Here is a 25,059-nt window from a genome sequence, read left to right on the forward strand (position 1 = left end):
TGAGATAAAGATGAAACCGGCAGCCAGTCTGCCGGTTTTTTTACGCTGTAAGGATAACGCGAGCAAAAAGGGAAGGGGCCGCGGAAAGCACGCTGACCGCAGCCGGGGTGCTAATCAACAGGCTGTCGTAGTGCTGTAAAATCTGGCGTACGCCGTTGACGTCAATCTCCAGAGTGCCACCGGCATTAAACAGCAGCTGTGTACCCTGCTGGTGCGTCCAGGTGCCCTCCCGCAGCCAGCTTACCGTGGCTTGTATGGTGTCTGCCTTATAGATGACGTTAAAGTCCAGCAGCGGTCCGCCGACAATCGCACAGCTGACTTCGCTGTCGCCGCTAAAATCCGTTGCCTGAAACGGCGGAATAAGCGCGCTTTGCTCACCGTCGACGGTGAGATACATGCCTTCGCCTTCCAGCACGCTGATGTTGCGCAGGTAGCCTGAAAAAAGAGAGAAGGGGCCGTCCTGGCGGATGGTCGCCACCGAAATACGCCAGGCGTAGTCATCCGTGGCCGGGCTGCGGTAGATCTCCCGTGTGACGCCCTGGCCGTTTTTCCAGAGCATTTCCGGGCATTGCTCATACGGCAGAAGCTGGATCATTTATGCATGCTTCCTTCGAGGCGGTAGCGCGAGCCGGGGTAAACCAGGCGCACGCTGGTGACGATTTTTTTGTTCTGCCGCCCGGTCCAGGTACGGCGATTAACCTGCAGGCAGGGCGTGTGTTCGTCGATTTCGAGATACGCGCATTCTTCGCGAGGCACGTTCACCGCCTCAATAATATGCTCACCTTCAACGATAGGCGCGATGGACGAAAGATAGGCGTTGGGCGTGATGCGGGTGAAATCCTGCTGGAAGTAATCCGGCACGATAAGCGAGTTCACCAGGCGGTCTTCCAGCATCACCGGCACGCCGTTTTCGTAGTGGCAAATCAGCGAATGGAACAGGCGGCTGCCTTTAGGTAAATTGAAGGCCATCGCCTGCTGTGCGTCGGCATAGACCTGAGTTAGTTCCAGCACGCGGGCGTGATGGCGGTGGCCGCGGCTGGCGATTTCGTCGGCAATGTTGTTAATTTCCAGCAGCGCGGATTGGCCACGAACCTCGGCCACGAAGGTCCCGATACCCTGCATGCGCACCAGCAGGCCTTCGGCGGTCAGCTCGCGCAGCGCGCGGTTGATGGTCATGCGGCTGTAGCCAAACTGATTTACCAGCTCGCTTTCCGATGGCACGCGGTAATTCACCGGCCACAGCCCGCTATGAATATTGGTCTTAATAATGATTTTGACTCTTTCATAAAAAGGGGCCGGCTGGTCCAGATTTTCGGTCTCTGCCGCTGCTTTATATACGTCGTTTTGTGCCATTCATCATTCCTCGCCCGGGTATCCTTTAAAGTTTACTCTACCCCTATTTGGATGTATATATACATGCATGTATATACAATTGATTAACATCAAACCGGGGTGCTGATATGACGGTATATTTCGCGGCAAAAGCGCTTCTGCCGCAGGGCTGGGCGGAAAATGTCAAACTGGGCGTTTCGTCGCAGGGAGTGATCTGTTCCCTGGAATGCAACAGCGTGCCGGGGGCCGACGATATCCGGCTCGACGGGATTGTCGTGCCGGGCATGCCAAACCTGCATTCACACGCTTTTCAGCGGGCGATGGCCGGGCTGACCGAAGTGGTTGGCGACCCGGTGGACAGCTTCTGGACATGGCGTGACCTGATGTATCGGCTGGTGGGCAAAATCACCCCGGAGCAGCTGGAGACTATCGCCAGTTACCTGTATATCGAAATGTTAAAAGCCGGCTATACCTCGGTCGCCGAGTTTCACTATTTGCACCACGATGTTGACGGTAAGGCCTATGCGCAGCCTGCGGAACTGGCGCTGCGCGTCGCTCAGGCAGCAAAAAGTGTCGGCATTGGCCTGACGCTGCTCCCGGTGCTGTATACGCACTCTGGCTTTGGGGGCCAGCCTGCCTCAGTTGGGCAACGCCGCTTTATTAATGACACTGACAGCTACCTGAAACTGTACGACAGCATTGCCACGGCGCTTGCCCCGGAACCGATGCAGCGCGCAGGGCTGTGTTTCCATTCATTGCGTGCCGTTACGCCGGAACAAATACGCATCGTGCTGGAAAGTCAGCCGCAGCCTCAACCGGTGCATATTCATATCTCCGAACAGCAGAAAGAGGTGGCGGACTGCCTTGCCTGGTCCGGGCTGCGTCCCGTCGAATGGCTGTATGAAAATATGCCCGTTGATGAGCGCTGGTGCCTGATTCATGCCACCCACATCACCGAAAGTGAAACTCGTCTTATTGCAGATTCTGGCGCGGTTGCCGGGTTGTGTTTGACGACCGAAGCGAATCTCGGGGACGGTATTTTCCCCGGCCAGGCGTTTTTGCAGCAGGGCGGCAACTGGGGGATTGGCTCCGACAGCCATATCAGCGTTAGCGTCAGCGAGGATTTGCGCTGGTTTGAATACGGCCAGCGGCTGAATAACCGCCGCCGTAATTTGCTTCACCTTGAGACGGAGCCTTATGTCGGCAACGTGCTTTATCAGGGGGCGCTGCGCGGTGGGCGCATGGCGCTGGGGCAAAACATTGGCGAGCTGGCCGTGGGGGCAAGAGCCGACTGGCTGGTGCTGGACGGCGACGATCCGTTCCTGGCGACGGCGAAAGACAGCGAACTATTGAACCGCTGGATTTTTGCCTGCTCTTCTAACCCAATAAAAGAGGTGATGACCAGCGGGAAATGGGTGATACGCGAAGGGCAGCATGAGAAAGACGCGGAGATCAAAGCCGGTTTCGCCCAGGTGTTGAAACAGCTAACGCGTTAAGACGCGGTGAAAACGCATATCCGCTATTGAGCTATCCGCCTCGGGGCTTTCGGGTTTTATTCGTACTGGCCTGCAAGTCCACGAGGATAAAATCATAACCCAGGCGCGTTATGCCATTTTGGTCGGCGGTTCTGGCGTAACCGCCCGGCTGAAGTGCCCGAACCAGCCTGCCAATTTTGGAACAGTCCGGCGTTAAATGGCCGCCCGGGACACGTAGATGAATAGGCCGCAATAGCGTTTTTTCTTCTGGATAATCAGAGCATTACCGGCAGTAACTTTCATTGCGATGGCGGCTATACGCTGCGTGAGGCACGTTTATCCGTGGGCGTGTTTTTTACTCAAGTTAACGCCTGTCTGGCCGATATTTACTGCAGACCAACATAATGGGATGAATTAAATGACAGGTCCGATTGGCAGCATTGGCTTTTCTGTTCCCTTGATGGGGGCAAATATTACGGCAAAGGTAAAAGCTCCGGTGGTACCCACCCCGGCGATCCAGGCCTCAACGCGCGTCACCCTCAGCGGGGCGAGCGACAGCATCAGCGCAGTTTACTCTTTCGGCGCCCAGAAGCTTCGGGCGAATACTCCCGCTGGCAACAGCAATTTATCCATGCTGATGGGGGCAACGCTTTCGCAACCGGCTTCTGTTTCGTTCCAGGGGCTGGGCAAAGAGCTTCTGTTGGCGCTGAAAGATAACCCGAAAGGCTTCTCTCTTGCGGTAGCCTCGCCTGCGGCCGCAGCCGCAGATGGCGATGTCACTCAGGACAAAGACAGCGCGGTCGCGCTGAATATCGAGACGCAGAGCGGCGTTAAGGTCAGCATTTCCTTATCCCGGCAGTCTGAAGGCCTGGTCGCGGAAGTTCAGACCAGCGGCGGCGACCTGACCGACGATGACGTGGCGGCGATCTCGGGCCTGGCGGAGGGTTTCCAGAATGCGCTTGATGGCCTGGCGCAGCAGCCTCCGGCGTTAAAAATCGGTGGATTGCTCAACGTTGACAGCAAGCTGTTCAAGTCCGTGGAGCTGAACACCGATGTCAGCCAGGCCGGCAGCTCAATCCAGTCCCTCAGCTTCCAGAGCGACAGCACTCAGCGTGCGTTAAGTTATAAAGATGCCGACGCCACGTTTAACCTGACCACGGATCTCAGCGCCCCGGGAACATTGGGCAGCAAAAGCCAGCAGGCCCAGGCGCTCTCCGCCTATGAGAAACAGCTGGACGGGGCCGGTTCTCGAGGCCACGCCAACAAAGCCCAGCTTGCCCTGTTTAAAAGTGCCTTCCATGCGCTGAACAGCGATTACGGCTCAAACGAGGCGAAAACCAGCGGGATTCAGCAAACTATTACGGTTTCTGCGGAGGATAAGGCTCGCTCTTACTTGAGCGGACTGGCGGACTTTACCGCGTCCTTCAAGCAGGCGGACGTGGCATCTAACCCTTATAAGTCTGAGGAAAACGACAGTTTTTCCTACGACTTTAGCCAGACGACCCAGGCCAGCACCGACAGCCGGGGTGACCTGAGTAAACTGGTTCAGAACACGAGGGCGAGCCTCAAGGCCAGCTATCATGAGTCGCTGCTCCCCGGTGAGAAGCTGGATCTCAAGGGACTGAAATCGTCGCAAAACTACACTTATCATGTGATCAGTGAAGAAACGACCACCCAGACCGCGCTGGAGTTCAAAAAGGGCAATCTGGCGAGCGTGGAAACCAGCCGTGCAACCCACAACGCCGAATACGTTCAGACTTACGTTGCGGCGCGTTTGACCGATGAGAAACGTACCCCGTTTGATAAGGAAGAGACGAAGAAGGTCAATCTGCTGGCCGACAATATCAGCCTGAAATCGACCAATCCTCTGAATTTGAAATAATCCTGTCACCCACGCTTCGGCGTGGGTTTTTTACCTCTGCCGGGGAACCTGCGCGCCAACGCTGCCACTCAGCCTCAATTACCCAACGAGTGGAATACCCTCCGATGAGAAATATCCTTAATACTTTCCGTCCGACACAGTCCGATCCTCGCCTGCAGGCACAAAGTGGCCAGTCGAGCCGCACTGCGAGAACGTCGGCTACGGCTTCTTCGTCCCGTAGCGTGAATAACCCGTCCACCCGCCTGGTGCAGGATTTTGCGAAGCTAAGCGGCAAAAATCTGAGAGCCAACGTGCTGCTTAACAGCGATGACAATTCGGTGCCGATTCACCATAAAAGCCCATCGGCGCTGCTGAAAGCGATAGACGATAATATTTCAAATACGGCCAGAGAGTGGGGAATGCCTAAGCACGAAGTTGAGGCGATGCTGGGCAGCAGCAAGCGCATTAACGAGCCTGTTTGCGGCGTCACGGCGAATAACGTGATGAAGCTTTTCCTCGACACCGACCATTTCAGCTACGCTTTTGAACACGGGCGTACGATGTCGTTACCTCAGCTTCAGCAACAGCTTGCCAATTTACCCGCTCACAAACATTTTATTTTGCGTGTGAATGACGCAGGCATGGGCCATGCCTACGTGATTGATCTGCCGGCAAGCGCAAAACCACGACGCGATGCGTTTCTGTATCAGTCGGATTTAGGCGACGGCGCAACCCGTCCCCTGCGTCTTGATGACTGGATGAGCAAGAAAGCTTCGCACCCGGTTTCGCTGAACGATATCAACACGCATTTTATGAACATGGCGCAGGGGCGAATCGATCCGGGGCATATTGCTAAGCTGTTCGACGTTGACAGTAACCCGAATATGCTGCGCCCGGAACGTCTGGATTTAAAGAGAAATCAAGGTTTTAATTTTCAGTTAGCGGAATACGATCCGGCGAATCTTGAGCGAAACGTCACGGCGATTAAAGCCCGATGTGGCTAAGTATTTGCCGCCGGAAGCAGGGAATAAATCCACGGTTGATGTGGATTTATTCCGGTTTGTCGGCAGAGAAAAAGCGGCGTTGGGGCTGGACTAACTCAATGTGATCTCTATCATGTCGGGGTCACTACAGAACAAGAGAACGTGCTATGCAACATATCATCGAAGGTTTTCTTAACTTCCAGAAAGAGATTTTTCCGCAGCGTAAAGAACTCTTTCGCAGCCTGGCGTCCAGCCAAAATCCTAAAGCGCTTTTTATTTCCTGTTCCGACAGCCGCCTGGTGCCGGAGCTGGTGACTCAGCAAGAACCGGGGCAGCTCTTCGTTATTCGTAATGCCGGCAATATCGTGCCTTCTTTCGGCCCCGAGCCGGGCGGCGTTTCTGCGACCATCGAGTACGCGGTCGTTGCCCTTGGCGTAACCGATATTGTGATTTGCGGGCACTCTAACTGCGGCGCGATGAAGGCTATCGCCTCCTGCCAGTGCCTGGATCCGATGCCTGCGGTGGCCCACTGGCTGCACTATTCCGATGCGGCAAAAGCGGTAGTCGAAAAGAAAACCTGGGATAACGAGACCGACAAGGTCAACGCCATGGTAGAAGAAAACGTTATCGCACAGCTGAACAACATTAAAACGCATCCTTCCGTCGCGGTAGGGCTGCGTAACAATGGCCTGCGCCTGCACGGCTGGGTTTACGATATCGAAAGCGGTGAAATTCGCACCCTGGATAAAAACAGCAAGACGTTTATCTCCCTCGCGGATAATCCTGACGTTTGTTTCGAATAAACTCACGCAGAAGTTCTTGCAGACAATAAAATCCACGCTTTGCGTGGATTTTTTACATCTATGGATAAATAAAGACGTCAGAAGCGGGATTGTGGAGATTTCGCGAATTTACTTTCCCTGTACGGAAAAGCCTGAGGCGGCGGGATTATAATCGACATAAAGCGGGCCAAAGCTCGCGTTCAGCCGCAGGTCAGGAGTGTTTAAGATGAAAAAGTCTCTGTATGTTTTGGCAATGTCTGCGCTGATTGTCGTGCCGTCGCTGGCGCAGGCACGCCCCGGCCCCTGGTTCGGTCATGGGCCGGGATTCTGGTCTGGTCCTCGTTATTACGCCGGGCCGCATTACTTCTATCCAGGGCCGCGTCTGACTGTGCTGCCGGGGCTGGCAACGGCCATTATCGTCGGCGGGCTGACCTATTACGTGGTCAACGGTATTTATTACCAGCGTCAGGGCGCGGAGTACATTCGGGTTGAAACGCCGTCAAGCCCGGGTGCCGGCATCAGCGTTCTGGATTACAACGGCAAGCGTTATTACGTGCGTAACGGCAGCTATTACCAGAAGGATATTAACGGTAACTATTTTGAAGTGCCGCGTCCCGCCGGGCTGTAGCGCCGACTTTAACCCGCCCGCGGCTGACGCAGGTTAGCAGGCAGCAATGCAGGAAACCCACCGTCAGCGTGGGTTTCTTTTGGCATAAATTTACGTCTGAATTTTCCACTTTCCCTCAACGTTAACCTCCCAACAATTTTCAGGCTGGCCTGTCCGCGCCCGGTAACCATCAGTTTTTCATATTGGTACATATGCACATCAATTTGGTTACATAAAATCTACAACTTAGTTCGCAAATTCATTATCAGCAGGGTGTGGTTTGCATTTTTTGCTTGTATATACATGAGTGGTCATTTGATGTGTGACGGGTTTTCCGGTGTTTAATCAGGTTTAGCGAGGTCGTTATGTCTTCCTTTTCATCCACAGAAGAACAGTCAAAAAAGGGCTCTCGGCTGAGCGAGACCCGATCTATCGATTACATCCCGGACGGGGAACGCCACGGGCATCCGTTTAGCCAGTTTACCCTTTGGTTCGGCGGCAATTTACAGATCACCGCGATTGTCACCGGCGCGCTGGCCGTTGTGCTGGGCGGCGATGTCGTCTGGTCGCTGGTGGGTCTGTTTGTGGGGCAAATTCTGGGGGCATCGATCATGTCCTTCCACGCTTTGCAGGGACCGCGTCTTGGCCTGCCGCAGATGATCATCTCCCGGGCGCAGTTTGGTGTTTACGGGGCGGTCATTCCTCTGGTGCTGGTGTGCATCATGTATATCGGGTTTTCTGCCAGCGGCACCGTACTGGCGGGGCAGGCGATGGCGCATTTGCTGTCCATCAGCGATGTCAGCGGGATGATCCTGTTCAGCGCCATTATCATCGTTATTGCCGTGCTCGGCTATCGCGTGATCCATAAGCTCGGGAAGGTCGCCAGTATTGTCGGCGTGTTGGCTTTTGCCTGGCTGTTTGGGTCGCTGCTGTTCAACACCGATCTCACAGCCATCCTGCAAAATAATCATTTCTCCATGCCGATGTTTTTGCTGGCGGTGTCGCTGTCTTCTTCCTGGCAAATTGCGTTTTGTCCTTATGTTTCCGATTATTCGCGCTACCTGCCGCGAGACGTGTCTGCCCCTAAGGTGTTTTTCTCGGTGTTTAGCGGCACCGTGCTGGGGACTCAGGCTTCGATGACGTTGGGCGTTATCACCGCCGCGATTGCCGGGAGCGCCTTTTCCGGCCACGAAGTCAGCTATATTGTGGGGCTGGGCAAAACCGAAACCATGGCGATGCTGATTTATTTTGCTATCTGCTTCGGCAAAATCACTTTTACCACGTTGAACGCCTACGGCAGCTTTATGTCGCTGACCACCATTGTGTCCGGATTCCGTAAGCAGGTGACCCTAAGCAAGAAGAACCGTATTCTGTTTGTGGTGCTCATGGTGGCGGCGTCGTGCATCATTGCACTGCTGAGCGAACCGGCGTTCCTGAAACACTTCACCCATTTCCTGCTGTTCCTGTTGGCCTTCTTTGTACCGTGGAGCGCTATTAGCCTGACCGATTACTTCTTTATTTCGTCCCGAGCTGTTGATATTCCCGCGCTGTTTGACGCCGATAAACGCTATGGTCGCTGGAACCTGTTTGGCATTGGCGTTTATGTTGTTGGGGTTCTGATTCAGCTGCCTTTTATTGAGAACCCACTGTTTCACGGTTCGCTGACGTGGCTCTTCGACGGCAACGATGTGTCTTGGATCATCGGCTGGTTTGGTACGGCCATTCTCTATTATGGTCTGCATCGCCTCGATAAACGTGCTCTGCCGGCGGAGACGGTTTTCCCTAATAGTTCGGCTCGCTGATGCTGCGTTAAAAAACTGGGTTGCCCGGGGAAAGAGAAGACCACTGCTTGTCGGAAATTTGTTAGGCTGGTGAAAACCGACGAACAAATTCTCTCAACTTTTGATTGATGCTTACCCGGGCAGGATGACGCTATGAACATTAAGCAATTGAGTTATTTCTGCCACGTCGTGGAGTCAGGCAGCGCCAGCGCGGCCGCAAAGCAGCTGTTTATCGCCCCCACGGCGATCAGCATGCAGCTGGTGGCGCTGGAGCAGGAGTTGGGCGGAGAGTTGTTGAACCGAAGTTCCCGCCCAATGTCTTTGACTAAGCTGGGGCACTTTTTTTATCCACGCGCCCAGAAATTGCTTAATGACTTTCATAAATTGCAGAGTGATACGCGGGCATTTGTTAGCCTTGCCGATACCGTATTGAACATTGGTTTTCCACGTTCGGTTATGGTTAACCTGTTACCGGAGGCCATTAAGCTTTTCTCGGCAACACACAGCCATGTCACGCTTAATTTGACCGAGGTGTTATCGGAGTACCAGCCAGAGAGGGTGCTTAATCAAACCATTGATATTGGTATTACGCGAGAGTTTGAAGGCGACTGTATTGTACCAAAAAGTTTGAATCATCATCTTATTTTGGTTGATCCTTTATTCGCGGCGATTCATCGCGACCATTATCTTGCGCAGAAGAGTTTTTTAACGTTACAAGATTTCTGCCGTTCTCCCTTTATCAGTTACCCCAAAGATGAGCGAAGTGGTTTTTCCCAAAAAATACTGAACTATTTTGCTGCACAGCAATGTATGCCTGTTATTTCACATCGGGCAATTGAAATTCATACCGCACTGGCGCTGGTAGGTGCAGGCTTAGGCGTGACGTTAGTTGGCAAGTCAGCCATTCCTGAAAATCGTCAGGATGTTATTTATCTTCCCATCGAAGATTTTAAAGTTAATAGCTATATTTACGCTATCAGCAATCCAGACAGCAGCGGTACTCATATTCATGCATTTATTGAAATATTAAAAAGCATTGCGGCTTAATCAGGCGTTTTGAATCGGTTCTTCGATAGTCAGCACAATAATAAAGGTCAGAATAGAAATTGCTGACATAAATAAAAACACCGCATTCCAGCCGTAATGATCAAGCAGCAATCCCCCAATAAACGGCGTCGCGGCACCGCCCAGCTGTCCGCCCATATTCACGATGGCATTGGCTGTCGGGAAATTCTTCCTGGCAATAAACGACATCGGGTAAACCATATAAGCTGAAAAACCAATACTAAGCAGCAAGCCGGTGAGGAAAAGTAGCAAGGCACAAATGACCGGGTTCGCTGGAATAGAGATCAGGGCAAGCATCATGAGCGAGGTCGAAATAGCCGAGATCAGCATGCCGGGTTTTCGGCGTTTTCCCAGGACTTTATCAGAAAGCCAACCGCCAAAAAGATTACCTAATACCGCACCCACCCAAGGCGCTGCGGCGACAAACCCCATTCCCACCACCGACAGCTGTTTTTCAGTCAGCAAATAAGTGGGGATCCACGCCAGCAGCAGGCTTGAGATACCGAGCTGAAAACAATAGCCAAGACTGCATCCCCATACGTTCCAGGAGCGATAAATCTGCCGGGTTTTCTCGAGCATGTTGACCGGCCTGACGCGAATCAATGTATCCAGAAACGCTATTTTTTTGTAACTGTCAGGCGCCTGATCAGACGTCAGGGTCGTTGCTCTTTCATTAATCAAATCAACCTCTGCCTGATTTGAAAAGCGAGAGTTTTCCGGCTTATCGGTCACAAAAAAATACCAAAGCAGTGGCAGCAGCAGGCCCGGAAGCGCAAAGAAAATAAAAATCTCTTTCCATCCCCACAGGGTAATAATCAGCGAGCCAATAATGGGTGTGAGTACCGGGCCGAGCTTGATTGATGAGAGAAAAATACCTGATGCGATGCCCTTTTCGCGCGAAGGGAACCAGTTGTTAATGGTTGAGGTTACGCCTATTGGCAGCGGGCCTTCCGCAACGCCCAACAGTATTCGACAGATTTTCAATTGTACAATAGAGCCAACCATGCCAGTTAAGGCCGTTGCCATAGAGGTGAAAATCATCGCAATGCTAAACACTTTTCGCACGCCAAAACGAGAGATTAACCAGGCTGAAGGAAGCTGCACCAGCGCATAGGCGACAAGAAACAGGCTGGCAAGGCCACCAGCCTCGGCATTGGTCATAGCGAATTGTTCACGGATAAACGGGAGGGCGACCCCCAGATTCGCCCGGTCAGCTGCGGCCACGGTATAGATTAAAAAAAAGAGGGCTGCGACCCACCAGCGGTGATGGGTCGATTGTGAGTGAGTTGAAGCCAGTTCCAAAGGTGTACTCATTATTTTTTCCTCACTCTAAATGAAAGCGCCGGAATGTTTCGGCGAGGTGCATTAATTCGGCTGTGGTGGCGCCATTTTTAATTGCGTTTTTAATTGAGGTTTCTTTTTCTTCCCGGGCAATAGAGTGTGCAATGGCTATTTCCAGCGTGGCGGGAGGGACAATTACCACGCCATCTCGATCGCCTATCACAATATCGCCGGGGTGGATAACGCAGCCGCCAATAGCGACGGGGACGTTGATCTCGCCGGGTTGAAGTTTGCTGGTGCCTTTAATCGACAAGCCGCGAGCAAACGTCGGAAACTGCAGGTCGATGATGGTTTGCGCGTCACGCACCGCGCCGTTAACCAGGATACCGGCCAGCTCAAGCGTCATCGCCTGTGTGGTGAGCACATCACCCCAGACGCCAGCTTCCATAAAGCCTTTGCAATCAACGACCAGCACATCACCGGGATTCGCGTGCAGCAGCGCGTAATGGAGCAGCAGATTGTCGCCGGGGCGCATATCAAGGGTGAAGGCGGGCCCCACCATTTTCATGTCCGGGCTGAGAGGTTTTATTCCAGAATCCAGGGCGCCAAATGCCCCCTGAGCTTCATAAACCGTGGCGGCCCCCAGTTTTTTTAATAGCGAAATGGTTTCGGTAGACAAAAGAACAGCGTTATTCATCATTGAATACTCCGGTTTCAGGCAAATGAGGTTTATTTATTGGGGTTGCGTTGCAGCTGGTGATAATGATGTTTTTTACGTGCTTCGGAGAGCGTCATGCCTTTGAGGGCGTCATTAATAATTTCACGTTCGATTTTCTGCATAGACAAAGCCCGGTCGACCACGGCCTCAATATGTTTCTGCGGAACAATGACCACACCGTCAATATCGGCTACGACAAGATCGCCTTGTTTAATCAAAACGCCACTGATTGAAACCGGCTCGCAGACGGCACCAACCTGAACGCGATCCTTGCCGGTGCGCATATAGCGACCGACGGCAAAGAGTGGATAGGCGGCCTCGTTGGCTTCGGCGGTGTCACGACAAACGCCGTTAATGACGGTGCCGGCAATGCCTTTTTGGGCAGCAAGCTGGCTTAAAATACCGCCCCAGACGGTACAATCCTGGCGACCGGCGTTATCAATCACGACAACATCTCCGGCGTTAACCCGATCGATAAAATCGCCGACGGTGCCAGGGGCGTCGTTATCGAGTGCGACATAGCGCACTGTCCAGGCCAGTCCGGCCAGGGTTTGTTTGCCTGCAATGTGTTTAATGCCGAGCAGTGAACCAGGCAGCGAGAAGTAATCCAGCGCATCTGAAATTTCCGGGGTGGTTAACTGCCGGGCTTTTTCGACGGCGAGGGTGAGCGTGGTATGTGTCATCGGTGTCTCCTTTTTACCCATGATTTCTCATCGGGATTCAGGCGACAATTGGGTGAAAATGACGCTAAGTTCAAAAAAAATGAATGTGGTTGATGTTTGTACTGATTCTCCGCTGGTCATTTATAACTGACTGAATAAAAAGATAAATAATTTCTTGTGTGTCATGGCGTCAGGCGCGATTTTTGCGATGGAAATCAAAATAAATATTCTCTGGCGGCGATAAAACCGGCTCTTTTTACGGACGTTTTTGTTCCCTGACTGAGAGGTTTTATTCATGGCATATAAAAATTAACCAACATGAGAAGCCTGCTATACTCATTGCGTTGCGTGTTTTTTGACCTAAAAACAGACTTGATCCTGATGCACCCTTATTCAAGGATGTGCCATGCCTCAACAAGCTGATGTCGACAATCATTCACCGGCGGATAATGTCATCGTGCTCTGGCGTGAGATGGCGTGGCTGTCGCTGGTGATTAATCAGGTTATTTGCAGCTATCTCAAGCAAGAAGGGCACGAACGCCATTGGTCAGATATTTCGCCCCCGGAATTAGTCAAAGGCACACCTTATGCTGATCTGGTGATCGACTGGCAATTATCTGTGTTTGAACGCCTGGCGCTTGTGCTTGCTATGTCCCCGGGCGTAAAGCCCGATACCCTGGATATTTTCTTCGGCCTGAACAGCCTTATCGACCGGCCTTTTACCGAATTTGGCGGCGTCAGCGATAAAGCCTTTAGCGGTTTTATTCCCACCGGGCAAACGCTCAACTTTCTGATTAGCGCCAACGATCCCGACTGGCGAATCTATACCCATGCGCTTCTTTCCAATAAACATCGCTTGATGGCCGAGCAGGTGACCGAGCTATTACCCGTTGATGATGGCGTCCCAAAATGGGCTGGTATTTATCGACTCAACGAAGAGTGGCTGCACTATTTTACGACCGGCGAGCGGCTGCGCCCGGAGTTGAGCGCCAGCTTCCCTGCGCATTTGCTGGAGTCGCCGCTGGAATGGCAAGACCTGGTGCTGGATAGCGACGTAATGGCGCAGGTGGAAGAGCTGCATGCCTGGCTCAGGCATGGCCGCACGCTGATGAAGGAGTGGCAGCTGGATAAAAAGGTCAAACCGGGTTACCGGGCGGTATTCTTTGGCCCGCCGGGGACGGGGAAAACGCTGACGGCGGCGCTGCTGGGCAAGGCCACAAAACGGGATGTCTATCGCGTGGATCTTTCTATGGTGGTGTCAAAGTACATTGGTGAAACGGAGAAGAACTTATCCCGCGTGTTTGAAGCCGCCAGCTACAAAGAGTGGATCCTGTTTTTTGACGAAGGGGATGCGCTGTTTGGTAAACGCTCCGAGGTGAGTTCATCCAATGACCGGCATGCCAACCAGCTGACGGGGTATTTGCTGCAAAAAATCGAGGATTTTCCCGGCACGGTGATCATTGCCACCAACCTCAAAACCAATATGGATGAAGCCTTTACCCGCCGCTTTCAAAGCATGGTGCAGTTTACCATTCCCGGTCCGCAGGAACGCCTGCAGCTGTGGCAAAACGCCTTTAACGGCGCCTGTGAACTGGCTGAGGATGTCAATTTGCCGGAGATCGCCGACAAGTATGAAGTGGCCGGCGGGCAAATCATCAATGTGCTGCGCCAGTGCGCCTTAACGGCCATCCAGCGTGGCGCGCGGACGGTGAATCAGGCCGATATCATCGCCAGCATTCGTCAGGAGTTCCGGAAAGACAACAAACTCTTTTTTGAGTAAAGGTTGCGCTAATCCACGGGCGTTATTGCCTGGGGGTTTATCAGTTTTATCGTTTGAGCAAAAGTAGGGGGTTGTTATGTTTTCCAGACAGGCGAATGGGCAGCAGGCTACCCTGCGGGCGGTGCATGCCTCATCGGCCTCGCAGCGCAAAGAAAATCATGCAGAGACCATAGAAGATAACCGCCCTGAAACCGTGCAACGGCAGGCGAATAAAACCGGGCTGCCGGACAATTTAAAAAGCGGGATGGAAAATCTTAGCGGCATGAGTCTGGACCACGTCCGGGTGCACTACAACTCCGCCAAACCCGCCGCCGTGCAGGCCCATGCCTATGCGCAGGGCAGCAATATACATCTGGCCTCGGGCCAGGAAAAACACCTGCCGCATGAGCTGGGACATGTTGTCCAGCAGGCGCAGGGGCGCGTGTCTCCCACAACAACGGTGGCCGGTATGGCGGTGAATGATAATCCCGGGCTGGAGCATGAAGCCGATGTGCTGGGGGCTAAGGCGCTGCGGGGGAAATAGGGTATTAACTTTCAAAAGGTCTGAGCTATGTATAAACATACAGAGAAGCTGAAAGAAAATAACAGCAGAGCGGTTCTTCATTCGGTTGCACAGAAAAAAAGTGATGGAAAGCAAGGTTTTGGACTTGTGGATAATCGAATTGAAAATCTGAGACTTAAAAAAACAAGTACGCAAAATGATGATTCATTTAATCAGCCTGTTTTAAAAAAAGAATATATCTCTGATTCAGGGGGTTATCATTTAAAGAGTAAGCATGGGTTAGTAGATGATGAATCGCAGAATGTAATTCAGGGAAAGTTTGTGTACGCAGGTTTAAATAAGCGTTTGATGAAAGCATTGGTCAGTTATCAAAAAAATATACCAATAGTTAAAGAGATGGGGGAGCATAAAATTTACACCGTCACATTTAAATTAATTAATGATGAGGGTGAGAAATGGCTTGGTGTTACTTCAAATAAAGGAAGTGGTAATGTTGAGATAATTTTAAATCTAGCACATGCTAATACTCCTCATCAATTAGAACATACCCTTACCCATGAACTTTTATTGCATGGTTCAGATCATTTTCTTACTGCAGTAGGTAAAATCGGAAGTATACCCTCAGTAGAAAATCAGCATGATAGAGCGACAGATACTTTTATTGGAAAGGATTATTATCATGCTCAACTTAACATAATAAAACAATTCATCGAAAAAGGAGATTTTGATACCGCCACAGAATATACATTAATTGCCATGCAAGAGACTGCACAAACGGTGAACTTAAAAAACACAAACCGTAAAGAACTTAGTAAAGGGAAAGAACTTACGCACAAAGGATATTCGAGCACCTTAACTAAAGATGAGTGTACCTTTGCTATTGAAAAAATTATAAACTTGAAGGTTGAATTTGAACGAGAGCTTAATAAGAAAGATCTGTATGATACAGACCGAGAAAAATGGAATGAAATAATAGAAAGAATTGGCCACCATTGTAGTAAATTTTCCAAGTTGGTTTCTTCAGAGATGTCAAGTTTGTAAATATGTCGAGATCATTATTGTTGGCATGCGTTGCGTTAGACATGAGGGGATAATACTTCCATTTATTATCCCCTTTCCAAAAATCATCCCCTATGGCTTATCCCCGTCCCTTCGCACCATCCTGACCACAAAGAGTATCCAACCGATCGTCAGTACGGTAACGACTAAAATCGGTACTTTATAATCCTGGAACAGTGGATCGGCGACGAATACCAGCGTCAGCCCGCAAATGGAGAGTGCGACCAGAGCTACAAACGGGATGCTGCTTAAATGCTTCCTGAGCGGGAAGGACCAAATGCAGATAATCAGGAACACAAGAATAAACATAAACGACACAAACAGGCCCGCTCTCAATTCCCAGCGATTCACGCACACCCAGTTCAACAGGGTATTGATATTGTTTACCACGTGATTGAGCGGCGGCGGATATTCCGGGGAGGGCAGGAAGAATGTTTTATCAATCAGCGCTTCGTTGGCGTCGCTTAGCGGCAACGGCCAGTAGGCAGCCCCCAACAAGTTCCAGCTGGAAAGATTGACCAGTTGGGTCAGGAGCTGTGGCTGATCCCGATTATCTTCGGTAATCAACACTGGCACCAGTTGCTTATACACCCGCAACACTTCGGCCTGGTTAGGCTGATTGCTGAGCCATTTCTGCAGGTCTTTTATTTGCGCGACCTCATCGTTAGCATCATCGACCTTATCCGGGTTACCCGGCCGGACGATCGCCAGATTGGTCTGTCTGGATAAGGTGTCGAGATTGTTGAAGCTATAAAAGTTATCTTTAAGCGTCACGATATCTTTCGCGGGAACAATCACATTCACGAAATATCGGTCGCTGTTTGCGGCAGGATAATCGACGTCGCTGCTGCTCCGGCCATGCTGGTAACTTTGGCGCAGGGCGATTTTGAGCTTCTGCAGGAAGGCAAAAAATGCCTGCTGGCTGTCCGGCGTATTTAGCACCGAAAGATCGATATCAAAGGTAATACCGTCCGCCATCGGGAGCACGTCTTCGAGGCCAAGGCTTATCCACTGCTGCACATTATTAATAAAATACTTGTCCATCGGAGCGGTGACGGATGCCACCAGGCGTTTAACCATCTCATCAGTAAAGAGCGCAGTCAGTTGCTCCCGGGACAGATCTCTCGGCGTGGTGACCACCAGATCAAGCTGGGTACGGTAGCGGTGCGTGGTTTGAATAAACTGGCTAAAGGCTGGCGTGACTTGCCAGTTTTGCGGCAGCACCAGCGCACTGCCGCTTCCTTCAGGCTTCATCACCGCACCGATATAGCCGATACGATCTAAGCGGCTGAAATCAATCGTTTGTCCTTTCTCAAGGTGCTGCCAGTACGGGTAGAAACCATAAAAAGTACCGACGCTGAATATCGATTTGGCGCTGTCCTGGCAGCCGCAGCCCGGTGGCGCATCCCACTGCATCGGGACGGCATGTATCGGACTAATTCCGCTTTTTCTTGCTAAGGCGTAGACGCCTTTATCCTCCAGGCTGGCGGGTGAAATACCGGATATGTTCACTGCCATCTGGAACAAATAAAGGCTGGGGAAAACCTCATCCTGTAGCGGTGCCAGGGTTTTTAGCACCTCTTTAGACAGGGCGGTGATCCCCAACTCCTGAATGGTTTGGTTCAGCGCTTCAGCGTTCAACTGCCAGACGACCTGCGGGGCCGTGGTTTGCGTATCGCTTTGGGTGCTGGTTTCCGTCACCTGTGTGGACGAATCCGGGACATCCGTATTTTTATCGTCGGCATTTTCAGTATTGGCCTCAGTTTCATTGCCTTCGGGTTTCGCGGGCGGGGTAGCGTTGGTGCTGGTGCTGGTGCTGGTGCTGGTGCTGGTGCTGGTGCTAGTACTTGTGGTTGCGCTGGTGCTCGGGTGCGTCGTTTCTATGGTGTACGCGTCAATCAAGCTTTCGATATTCAGCGGCGGCGTAAGGGGGATATTCAGTTGGGTAAATAACTCGCTAAGCTGATTATAAAGCTGGCTGCGCTGGTCGAACTGCTGTTTTTCTAACTTTGCAAAGGTTGCCAGCACGGTCTGGCGTAGCGCCAGGCTGGCGAAATCTTTTTTGGTCAACTGATAGTAATAGGGCGTGGTATCGCTGTCGGGCCGGTCTGGCAAAACCGTCGAGGTCGATGTTGACTTGTCCGCGCCTTTCTCTTTACCGGATGCATTGCGACCGAGTTTTAGCTCAATCTCCGCCGGGGTGAAGGTCAGCAATTCCGGGGGCGTTATCGCCGTGCGCCAGGTGGGGTAGAGCATATTACGTTCGGCGGCGCGACTTAACGCGATCATCAATGCGTCGACGTAAACCTGATGCGGATCGCTGTCAGATTCCGGCGGCGTGAACATAAATTCACCGCAGAAGTAATCCATCCAGTAACGAGTGGTGGGGCCGACAATGCCGTCATTCAGCGGCTTGCCGCCTTTATTTAGCTGGGCCTGAAAAGCGGCGTTGGCCTGATAAATAGACGCCAGTTGCGTTTGTATCTCTTTCCCCAGCGTGCGTTTATCACTCCAGGTTAACTGTTTGCTACACGGCTTAATCGCCTGAGCCTGGCCAGCTTCGCTGTTTTGCGCCGCGTACCCCGGCAGCGCTATGCAGGCTAGCAGGCCACCGCACAGTAATCCGCGAGCCATTTGCCTGGCGATACGGACAGAGGCGTTACGCATAAGTGATAACAAACTGAATGCAGGATTTGTCATTGTTTTCGTCCTTAGCGCCATGAAACAAACAGAGGTTTGTCCATCCATGGGTATTTGATGGTCTGAAAACGCCAGGGCAACTGGTCGAGGAGCATGTCAAACGTGCCAGGGATGACATTCAGTTGCCAGTGTTGGGGCGTGAAAGTCAGTAAGCCTTCACGCTGAATAAAGGTGGTCTGCAGCCCGCTGATTGAGGTGTTCCCCAGCACTTTCCAGTGGGCAATGATCGCCGTGAGCAAACCTTCGATCAGGGATTCGGCCCCGTCGGGTAACGGAATATGTTGTGGAATTGGCGTGGAAGGCTCAATGCCGCACAGGACTTTATTCAGCAGAAGCTGATATTCAGGCGCGCTGTCGGTGCGATGGCTCATCCACAACAGGCAGAACAACGCCTGATGCTGAGCCTCGCGACTGACAAACTTCTGCCCGTCGGTCAGGGCTAAACGTTGAAAGAGCATCGGAATATAGGTCGACGCGATGACCAGGCCCGCATTGAATAGCGTGACGGGATCGCTACTGGCGTCCTCGTCATCCTGCCTTTTTTTCCAGGGCGTTCCCTCTTCAGGGCTGACTGTTTTATTCGGCATTTCTATGGCCTCAATGAGCTGTTTGATTTCCGGCCGCTGGTGGTGCAATTGTGCCGTCCACGGCTGAACCTGCGGTTGGCGGGGGACGGGCAAATGTGTCATTTGCGTTAATGCTTTTTGCAATGATGCAGAAACGATCAACGGCAGCAATCGCGTGGTTAACCCGGTTAGCGGGGCATTTTGGGGCGTTGGCGCCGCGTTCGTGTGGGCCAGCCACGCCTGATTTAGCTCAATGAGCAGCGCAGGCATCAACTGGCGGCTGGTCAGCGTTATGCCTTTGAGCCAGTGTTGACGATAAAGTGTTTGCCAGAACAGGTATTCCCCCTGTTTTGGGGCCGCCAGGAGTTGGCAAAAGGCATGCCGCAGATCCAGCAGGGCGAGCGTGGCGTGGTTGAAGCGTGGGAACAATAGCGCCTGATGCGTGGCCGGTGTCAGCTCCTCGAGCCAGCGCTGCAAATAGCGTGGGTTGGCCAGGGAGCGACGTAAATAATCTCGTCCTGACGGGGTTTGTATCAGGCTGGTGAATAACGTTTGTTCCGGCACGCGGGCTTTCCCCTCAAACCAGGACTGTATCTCCGTCAGCAGCGCTTCTTCTGGCGTGATGCTATAGAGCCAACGTTCGCGATCGGCCCGGGAGAACTTAATGTCCTGGCTGTTGAGCACGAGCTGTCGCAATTGCAGATAGCGGCCTGAGGATGGCGACGTCCCCTGCCGGTTGATTTGCTGCATCAACCGCCGGAACCATTTTTCCGGGGTGGCCGGGCAATCACCGCTGAGCAGCAGTTGGTAAAACCAGTGCGGCGCCAGGGTAAACCGCCGCACGATGGCAAGCAGAACCGGCAGCAGCGCAATGACACGTTCATTTACCTGCGGCTGCATCAGGCGTACAAGCCGCTCAAGTTGAGGAGGATCCCAGCGTTGCAGCTGAGTCGCCACCGCAGAGGCGTTGATTGAGATATAGCGGTGCAAAAGGGTGTGCTGAGCAGGGCTTATTCCCGGCGGTTGAGAGGCAGACTGAATATTATTCAGCAATTGAGGCCCCGTGGCGGGGATCTCTGTCTGGTGTCCGACAAGCTCAAGCAACTGTTGTCGCCAGAGAAAACCGCTGTCGCTCAGGCTTAACCATTCCTGAATTAATATTTCCGTCTTTACCTGGTAGCGGGCAGAAAGTTGCCCGGTGAGGTTGAGTAAATACTGGTATTGGTTGAATTCGCTGCCTCTGCGGCTGAGCAAATAATGTAGCGTCAGCTCCCATAGCGCATGCCGGGTATTGGTCGGGGCGATCGCGCCCGGTGCCCGGCGAATCGCCTTCTCTATGATATTTTCTTCGTTAAGGATGCCCCGCACTGTCTCTTTCGCGTACGGATTGATAATAGTCGTCAGGGTAAATAAGGCGGGATCATCAAAATGGCTGACCCAGCGTTTTATTGTGGAAGCGTTCAGGCCGGTATCGCGGATGATCGGCTGTAACTGCTTGCCGTAATGACGCTGCCACGGCTCAATGTGGTGATTCCACTGGCTTAAATTAGCGTTTTGCAGCGTGAGAACGATCTCTCCGATGTCGTTGAGTTGCGCTGGCGAAAATGCGTTTAGCCGCGAGGGGGGTAGCGATGACGTATACCCCAGACTGATTTCTTCAGGCTGCGCCGGGCGAGAAGTTTGGGCCAGCCCCGCCAATAGCGTAGCCAGGGCGGTAGCAGAAGGTGAAAACCCTCCTCTACCGGCGACGTGGCTTAGCATATCGTCCAGGAGATCGGCATAGGCGATATTCCCCTGAGCGGCCATCTGCTGGAGTAAATAGCGGAGATAGCTTCTTCTGTTAAATGCACTGCGGGTCTCCACAATCAAAAATGCGAAAGTGAATTGCCACAGGTGAATGTGCGCCGTGCGTTCAGTGCGGGCGGCGGAGGTAAAGGCGCTAAACAGGGGCTTTTCTGCCAGCAGCGTTTGGATAAAAAACGCGGCGCGCGGCGCCAGCACATCGACCAGCGCCAGCAATGTTTTTTCAGGGTAGGTTTCAGCCCAGTGGCGGCGTACCGCATCAAGCTGACCACACCAGCGCAATAAAGCGGCGAACGCTGGCCGGTTGGTTGGCCAGAACTGGATGAGCTGAGTCTCCTGGCCTGAACAAAGCGCAATGACCAGTTCAGTCAGGTCGTTCAATGGGGATTCACCGCTAAGTGAGCTGCTTTCGTCATCAGGCATGGCAGGGGCTTCAGCGATTTCGGGCATCGTCGATGCCGATGAAAATGTAGCGGACGTGGCAGACAGCTGTAGCGTAAGAAGCAAGTCCAGTAACTGCGCCCGCAATGTGCTGTCGATGGCGGTGTTGTCTACGGCAGAAATCAATGACGCCAGCAGCGTGTCTACGGACTGATTTTGTGCGCTGGCCATCCGGACAACCAGGCCTGACATATAGCTCTGGCGGTTAAATACGCTGCCGCGGTCAACGAGCAGATAATGGAGCGTGAAAAGCCACAAGTGCTGCTGGAGCTTTGATTCAGGCAAGATCGCCCTGAAGTCCCCCGTAGGTGCTTCTGTTATGGCACGGGTGCTGTCGGCGGGGATTTTCATTTGCCACAGCTTCGGTGCCTGCAGCACGGCCGCTAAGAAGGGGTATTCCTGTGGCGTTAAGACGCTGAGCAGCAGCATGCGGTCGGCTTGCGTGAGATCCCGAAGCAACACCCCCGGAAGTTGGCTGTCGGTATGGCGCTGATAAAGGGCTTCAATAAGCTGCGGTGCAAACTGGGGAATGAGTTTTTGCCAGCTGAGGCGAAGAGACGCCAGATTGTGCCGGGCCAGTAAGTGCGTGAAACGGGCGTACCAGGCCTGTGCCAGCAGGCCGGGCAATTCGCCCTTATTGCGGTCAGGCCGGGTTAATAAAAGCGACATTATTTGCCATTGATGTGCCGGGGCCAGGGACGAGAACAGGGCCGCCAGGCAGGTCGCGGGCAATTGCTCAACCACGCGGTGTAGAATCGCCCCCGGCCGGCTGGATCGATGAAGTTCATCGTTAAACTGTACGGTGTACTCCGCCAGCCCGGCGGCTAAACCGAGCGCCTCCAGCGACCGCTCGACAGGCATTGACCAGGGCAAAATGCCGGTACTGAGAAATTGCCATAGCTGGTTCCAGCGCTGTTGCCGTGCGCTGAGCAACGTGGCGAGTTGTGGCTCGTCCACTGCAGGATTTTTGGCGCTTTTTAAGGGCACTGGCTCCAGCTGCATGGCCTGGCGAAGCTGGTTACGGATCTGTTCCTGCAGCAACTGCTTGAGCTTTTCTGGCGCCCGCGAGTAAAACGTTGCTGAACTGAATTCGCCGAGATCGAGCGTTAAGGTGTCGATAACCAGGGTTTGATGCGGCGAGCACAGTTCGTCGAAGACCGTTTCAATGACGGGCAGGAGGTGCTGAACGACCCATTGCGCAGCGCATGATTCAAAGGCTTCCGCGTCTGCCAGCCGGATGAAGTCAAATGCTATGCTGGTCTGGTGAATGCTGTGCCGCTGGCTCATCGATCCCGCACCTCATCAGTTTTACTCCGCGGCTGTTGAATGAACGGAGATAACCGCTGAGCGAGAGCATCGCATTGGGGCTGATCTTCACTGCGCTGCAGCGCGCTGGACTTCGCTTTTCGCCAGCGGTTATACAGCGCTTCAAATTGACTAAATTCATCAAAATCAAGCCATTGGCATTCTGTCAGTAGATGTGCCGGGCTGTTATCAATGATTAATTGTGCAACCTGCTCGCGGAAAATGAGATTAGTAAAACGGGCGGTATAGCCTGGGAATACAATGGTTACCCGGTTCGCCTCATTACCCCACGCCGCGTTATTTTCCCCGGCGCGCAATAAAACAGGCTCAACGACATAAAGCCCCTCGCTGCTTTGGTTCAGCTGAATTAGCCAGCGTTGCAGGTGATGGCAAAGGTGGGTGAGGGTCTTCAAGTCCGGGTGACTCGCAAGGCAAAGCCATTGCCCGGAGGCGGTGATGTCCACTTTCAGCCACAGCTGATAATCATTATGTGTCGGGCGGTGGAGCAGGCGGTATTTGCGGTTATCAATGCCGAGCTGCAATAACGTGTCAGGCAGCGTTCGTGTCGCAAAGAGATCAAAGGCGGACAGGATTTGATGCCCCAGCGCTTCATCGACGCTCACCTCTAACTTGTTTTCCGCTAAAGGCTGCAACTGCGTTAAGGTTTCGGCATTCAGTATCGACAGTGCATTTTTGCCCGGGCCGGTGGTGAACCAGGGCTCGCCGGGCACCAGATCCAGCGAATGTTTAGCGAAGGTGTGCCTGTAACCCAGCGGTGGCGCAGCGTGCGGAAGTAGCCCCAGCATGAGCGCTAGGCGCTGGCTGTAGCCTCCGCGATGCTCGGGCAGCAGTAAATTATCCCCAATGCCCCGGCCATTCGTCATGGTGACGATATTCAGGATAAAATCTTGTTTATATTTCAGGAGCTGTTTTTCCAGCGCCCCGGCAGAATAATAAGGGTTGAACTGGCGATGCAATGAATCAGGGAAACGCTCGCTATAAAGGGCAAGCAAATAATTAAAAATGCGGTTTTTACGCTCCGGGTAATCATCCAACTGAGCGCGTAGCTGCTCCAGGTGGGCGGCTGAGTCTCGCGGATAATGCTGGGCGATATTATAAAACTCGTCATCCTGGAGCAGATGAGCGTGGTAGGTCTTTTCCGTGGTTAAAGAGAGCGAGAACAGCGTAGTTAGTCCGGCAATATCATCGCAAAAATTTGCCATTAGCTGATCAAACAACAGCAGGTAGCTGCGCAGTTGATGCCGCTGCCCCTGCTGCTGCGCAAGGTACTGGTTTGGTATGCCGGGCGCTAAATGGTAGTTGCGGGGGAACAAGGTCTGAATAGATTCATAGCGCCGAAAATTAAAATAACGCCCGGTAGGCAACGTGGGCGGGTTAGCGATGTGGAGCTGTGCCGCACGCCTTTCGTACTGGATTTGCTCTATTTGAATTGCCAGATCGGCGTAGTCTATTTCAATCGGGTGCTGAAACTGGATTATTTCCATCCCCGAACCGGTGGTGCGCTTCGGCATCTTCAAATAAGAAAAAGGGGCCAGGGTCTCCACCGTTACCGGCTCGCTTTTCCCCGTGATGTCACTGTATTGGCTGAACTGAAGCCTGTCGATTTGCTGAATGCCGCCTTCGGCAAGCAGGAATTCTTTAATGACCGAAACGGGCGTGGGTTGGGTAATGGATTCAAGCCAGAGGCCGATGCGGTGATAAAGCGTGGCTGCAAGCCAGGTGACATCCGTCACGTCATCGCTGACGTGAAGCGTTGCCTTGAGCGTCAGGGGATTTTGCCCGGTTAATTCAATGCTGGACAAATCTTCCCCAACGGCGCGGACGCGGTAATATTCGCCGCGAATACGCTCTATAGCGGTATGCTGCTGGGCATAAATTGAGTGATCACCGCTGCCGTGCTGCTGGCTTAAGGCATAAAAATGGTTCAGCTGCGCGCTGAGCGTGTAAATTCCCAGCTGCGGTTTATTTTCGTGCCAGCGCAGCCACACTTTATCCAATTCGGGAAGCCGGGCTAATAGCCAGGTTTCATACTCTTCGGGCTGCTGTGGGTAGGTCGGGAGGATGTCCTGGGCCAACGCTAACCCATGCGTGCGGTAGTCAATGTTGCCGGACGTTTCGCTGAGATAGTCTGCGACATCAAATTCGCAGCGGTAAATCAGATCTGTCAGGGCGTAGCAAACCTGCTCCAGGATAGTCATGCCCGGATCGTGCGTGTTGTAGTCCGTCCAGATATGTCCACTCAGCTGTTGGATATAGGTCAGGCCAAGCTGATAAAGCTGTTCAAAACTATTCGGATTATCGTGATGGCGCTTTTTCGAAATAGTCTCAGACATGC

Annotated in this window: 18 protein-coding genes; 10 read left to right on the forward strand and 8 right to left on the reverse strand. The window is 52.7% G+C overall.

Annotation, left to right across the window (positions count from 1 at the left end):
* Window positions 1-40: 40 nt before the first annotated feature.
* Together CNE01S_RS00950 and hutC are read right to left on the reverse strand one after the other, a co-directional pair.
* Complete coding sequence (locus CNE01S_RS00950; protein WP_061272376.1) at window positions 41-595, reverse strand: HutD/Ves family protein; 555 nt, start codon at window positions 593-595, stop codon at window positions 41-43.
* Complete coding sequence (gene hutC / locus CNE01S_RS00955) at window positions 592-1,353, reverse strand: histidine utilization transcriptional repressor HutC (protein ID WP_061272378.1); 762 nt, start codon at window positions 1,351-1,353, stop codon at window positions 592-594. Before hutC ends, CNE01S_RS00950 begins: the two co-directional genes overlap by 4 nt.
* A 107-nt stretch (window positions 1,354-1,460) precedes the next feature.
* Between hutC and CNE01S_RS00960 the strand changes: the two genes are divergently transcribed.
* From CNE01S_RS00960 to CNE01S_RS00995, 7 genes are all read left to right on the forward strand, one after another.
* Window positions 1,461-2,828, forward strand: a complete 1,368-nt coding sequence (locus CNE01S_RS00960; protein ID WP_061272380.1) for a formimidoylglutamate deiminase — start codon at window positions 1,461-1,463, stop codon at window positions 2,826-2,828.
* A gap of 397 nt (window positions 2,829-3,225) precedes the next feature.
* Window positions 3,226-4,689 carry a hypothetical protein gene (locus tag CNE01S_RS00965; protein WP_061272382.1) on the forward strand — a complete coding sequence of 488 codons (1,464 nt, stop codon included), beginning with the start codon at window positions 3,226-3,228 and terminating at the stop codon, window positions 4,687-4,689.
* A 104-nt stretch (window positions 4,690-4,793) separates the two neighbouring features.
* Window positions 4,794-5,672, forward strand: a complete 879-nt coding sequence (locus CNE01S_RS00970; protein WP_061272384.1) for a cycle-inhibiting factor — start codon at window positions 4,794-4,796, stop codon at window positions 5,670-5,672.
* Between the two features lie 146 nt (window positions 5,673-5,818).
* Complete coding sequence (locus CNE01S_RS00975) at window positions 5,819-6,454, forward strand: carbonic anhydrase (RefSeq protein WP_061272386.1); 636 nt, start codon at window positions 5,819-5,821, stop codon at window positions 6,452-6,454.
* A 205-nt stretch (window positions 6,455-6,659) separates the two neighbouring features.
* Window positions 6,660-7,061 carry a DUF6515 family protein gene (locus CNE01S_RS00980; RefSeq protein ID WP_061272388.1) on the forward strand — a complete coding sequence of 134 codons (402 nt, stop codon included), beginning with the start codon at window positions 6,660-6,662 and terminating at the stop codon, window positions 7,059-7,061.
* 392 nt (window positions 7,062-7,453) lie between these two features.
* Window positions 7,454-8,842 carry a purine-cytosine permease family protein gene (locus CNE01S_RS00990; RefSeq protein ID WP_169799392.1) on the forward strand — a complete coding sequence of 463 codons (1,389 nt, stop codon included), beginning with the start codon at window positions 7,454-7,456 and terminating at the stop codon, window positions 8,840-8,842.
* Window positions 8,843-8,974: 132 nt separating this feature from the next.
* Window positions 8,975-9,868, forward strand: a complete 894-nt coding sequence (locus tag CNE01S_RS00995) for a LysR family transcriptional regulator (protein WP_061272394.1) — start codon at window positions 8,975-8,977, stop codon at window positions 9,866-9,868.
* On the opposite strand, the gene CNE01S_RS01000 is transcribed toward CNE01S_RS00995, so the two are convergent.
* The 3 genes from CNE01S_RS01000 to CNE01S_RS01010 are packed head-to-tail and all read right to left on the reverse strand — an operon-like array spanning window position 9,869 to window position 12,568.
* Window positions 9,869-11,200: an MFS transporter gene (locus tag CNE01S_RS01000; protein ID WP_061272396.1), complete on the reverse strand. Its 1,332-nt coding sequence runs from the start codon at window positions 11,198-11,200 to the stop codon at window positions 9,869-9,871. It lies immediately after the preceding gene.
* A 10-nt stretch (window positions 11,201-11,210) separates the two neighbouring features.
* Window positions 11,211-11,867, reverse strand: a complete 657-nt coding sequence (locus CNE01S_RS01005; protein ID WP_217495795.1) for an RraA family protein — start codon at window positions 11,865-11,867, stop codon at window positions 11,211-11,213.
* Window positions 11,868-11,896: 29 nt separating this feature from the next.
* Window positions 11,897-12,568 carry an RraA family protein gene (locus CNE01S_RS01010; RefSeq protein WP_061272398.1) on the reverse strand — a complete coding sequence of 224 codons (672 nt, stop codon included), beginning with the start codon at window positions 12,566-12,568 and terminating at the stop codon, window positions 11,897-11,899.
* A gap of 385 nt (window positions 12,569-12,953) precedes the next feature.
* On the opposite strand from CNE01S_RS01010, the gene CNE01S_RS01015 reads away from it, so the two are divergent.
* The 3 genes from CNE01S_RS01015 to CNE01S_RS01025 all read left to right on the forward strand — a co-directional run bounded on the left by CNE01S_RS01015 (window position 12,954) and on the right by CNE01S_RS01025 (window position 15,870).
* Window positions 12,954-14,327 carry an ATP-binding protein gene (locus CNE01S_RS01015; RefSeq protein WP_061272400.1) on the forward strand — a complete coding sequence of 458 codons (1,374 nt, stop codon included), beginning with the start codon at window positions 12,954-12,956 and terminating at the stop codon, window positions 14,325-14,327.
* A gap of 76 nt (window positions 14,328-14,403) precedes the next feature.
* The gene (locus CNE01S_RS01020; RefSeq protein ID WP_061272401.1) at window positions 14,404-14,850 is read left to right on the forward strand and encodes an eCIS core domain-containing protein; all 447 of its coding nucleotides are present in this window, start codon (window positions 14,404-14,406) and stop codon (window positions 14,848-14,850) included.
* A 27-nt stretch (window positions 14,851-14,877) separates the two neighbouring features.
* A complete protein-coding gene (locus tag CNE01S_RS01025) occupies window positions 14,878-15,870 on the forward strand; it encodes a hypothetical protein (RefSeq protein WP_061272403.1) in 993 nt (330 codons plus the stop codon).
* A 90-nt stretch (window positions 15,871-15,960) separates the two neighbouring features.
* On the opposite strand, the gene CNE01S_RS01030 is transcribed toward CNE01S_RS01025, so the two are convergent.
* From CNE01S_RS01030 to CNE01S_RS01040, 3 genes are read right to left on the reverse strand one after another with little or no spacing between them, the layout of a single operon-like run.
* Window positions 15,961-18,588, reverse strand: a complete 2,628-nt coding sequence (locus CNE01S_RS01030; protein WP_156479826.1) for a hypothetical protein — start codon at window positions 18,586-18,588, stop codon at window positions 15,961-15,963.
* Between the two features lie 11 nt (window positions 18,589-18,599).
* Window positions 18,600-22,685 (reverse strand): contractile injection system tape measure protein, encoded by a 4,086-nt coding sequence (locus CNE01S_RS01035; protein WP_061272407.1) that lies wholly within the window; start codon window positions 22,683-22,685, stop codon window positions 18,600-18,602.
* Window positions 22,682-25,057, reverse strand: coding sequence for a hypothetical protein (locus CNE01S_RS01040; RefSeq protein WP_061272408.1), 2,376 nt, complete (start codon window positions 25,055-25,057; stop codon window positions 22,682-22,684). Before CNE01S_RS01040 ends, CNE01S_RS01035 begins: the two co-directional genes overlap by 4 nt.
* Window positions 25,058-25,059 lie beyond the last annotated feature (2 nt).

The sequence above is a fragment of the Cedecea neteri NBRC 105707 = ATCC 33855 genome (genome assembly GCF_001571265.1).
In the GTDB taxonomy this organism is placed as follows: domain Bacteria; phylum Pseudomonadota; class Gammaproteobacteria; order Enterobacterales; family Enterobacteriaceae; genus Cedecea; species Cedecea neteri.

What these genes read in the sequence shown, in the direction of transcription:
- CNE01S_RS01000 (WP_061272396.1), bottom strand. Translation starts at nt 11,200, where the DNA reads ATGAGTACACCTTTGGAACTGGCTTCAACTCACTCACAATCGACCCAT.
- CNE01S_RS00995 (WP_061272394.1), top strand. Translation starts at nt 8,975, where the DNA reads ATGAACATTAAGCAATTGAGTTATTTCTGCCACGTCGTGGAGTCAGGC.
- CNE01S_RS01005 (WP_217495795.1), bottom strand. Translation starts at nt 11,867, where the DNA reads ATGATGAATAACGCTGTTCTTTTGTCTACCGAAACCATTTCGCTATTA.
- CNE01S_RS00980 (WP_061272388.1), top strand. Translation starts at nt 6,660, where the DNA reads ATGAAAAAGTCTCTGTATGTTTTGGCAATGTCTGCGCTGATTGTCGTG.
- CNE01S_RS00975 (WP_061272386.1), top strand. Translation starts at nt 5,819, where the DNA reads ATGCAACATATCATCGAAGGTTTTCTTAACTTCCAGAAAGAGATTTTT.
- CNE01S_RS01030 (WP_156479826.1), bottom strand. Translation starts at nt 18,588, where the DNA reads ATGACAAATCCTGCATTCAGTTTGTTATCACTTATGCGTAACGCCTCT.
- CNE01S_RS01040 (WP_061272408.1), bottom strand. Translation starts at nt 25,057, where the DNA reads ATGTCTGAGACTATTTCGAAAAAGCGCCATCACGATAATCCGAATAGT.
- CNE01S_RS01010 (WP_061272398.1), bottom strand. Translation starts at nt 12,568, where the DNA reads ATGACACATACCACGCTCACCCTCGCCGTCGAAAAAGCCCGGCAGTTA.
- CNE01S_RS00970 (WP_061272384.1), top strand. Translation starts at nt 4,794, where the DNA reads ATGAGAAATATCCTTAATACTTTCCGTCCGACACAGTCCGATCCTCGC.
- CNE01S_RS00960 (WP_061272380.1), top strand. Translation starts at nt 1,461, where the DNA reads ATGACGGTATATTTCGCGGCAAAAGCGCTTCTGCCGCAGGGCTGGGCG.
- CNE01S_RS01020 (WP_061272401.1), top strand. Translation starts at nt 14,404, where the DNA reads ATGTTTTCCAGACAGGCGAATGGGCAGCAGGCTACCCTGCGGGCGGTG.
- CNE01S_RS00950 (WP_061272376.1), bottom strand. Translation starts at nt 595, where the DNA reads ATGATCCAGCTTCTGCCGTATGAGCAATGCCCGGAAATGCTCTGGAAA.
- CNE01S_RS00965 (WP_061272382.1), top strand. Translation starts at nt 3,226, where the DNA reads ATGACAGGTCCGATTGGCAGCATTGGCTTTTCTGTTCCCTTGATGGGG.
- hutC (WP_061272378.1), bottom strand. Translation starts at nt 1,353, where the DNA reads ATGGCACAAAACGACGTATATAAAGCAGCGGCAGAGACCGAAAATCTG.
- CNE01S_RS01015 (WP_061272400.1), top strand. Translation starts at nt 12,954, where the DNA reads ATGCCTCAACAAGCTGATGTCGACAATCATTCACCGGCGGATAATGTC.
- CNE01S_RS01025 (WP_061272403.1), top strand. Translation starts at nt 14,878, where the DNA reads ATGTATAAACATACAGAGAAGCTGAAAGAAAATAACAGCAGAGCGGTT.
- CNE01S_RS01035 (WP_061272407.1), bottom strand. Translation starts at nt 22,685, where the DNA reads ATGAGCCAGCGGCACAGCATTCACCAGACCAGCATAGCATTTGACTTC.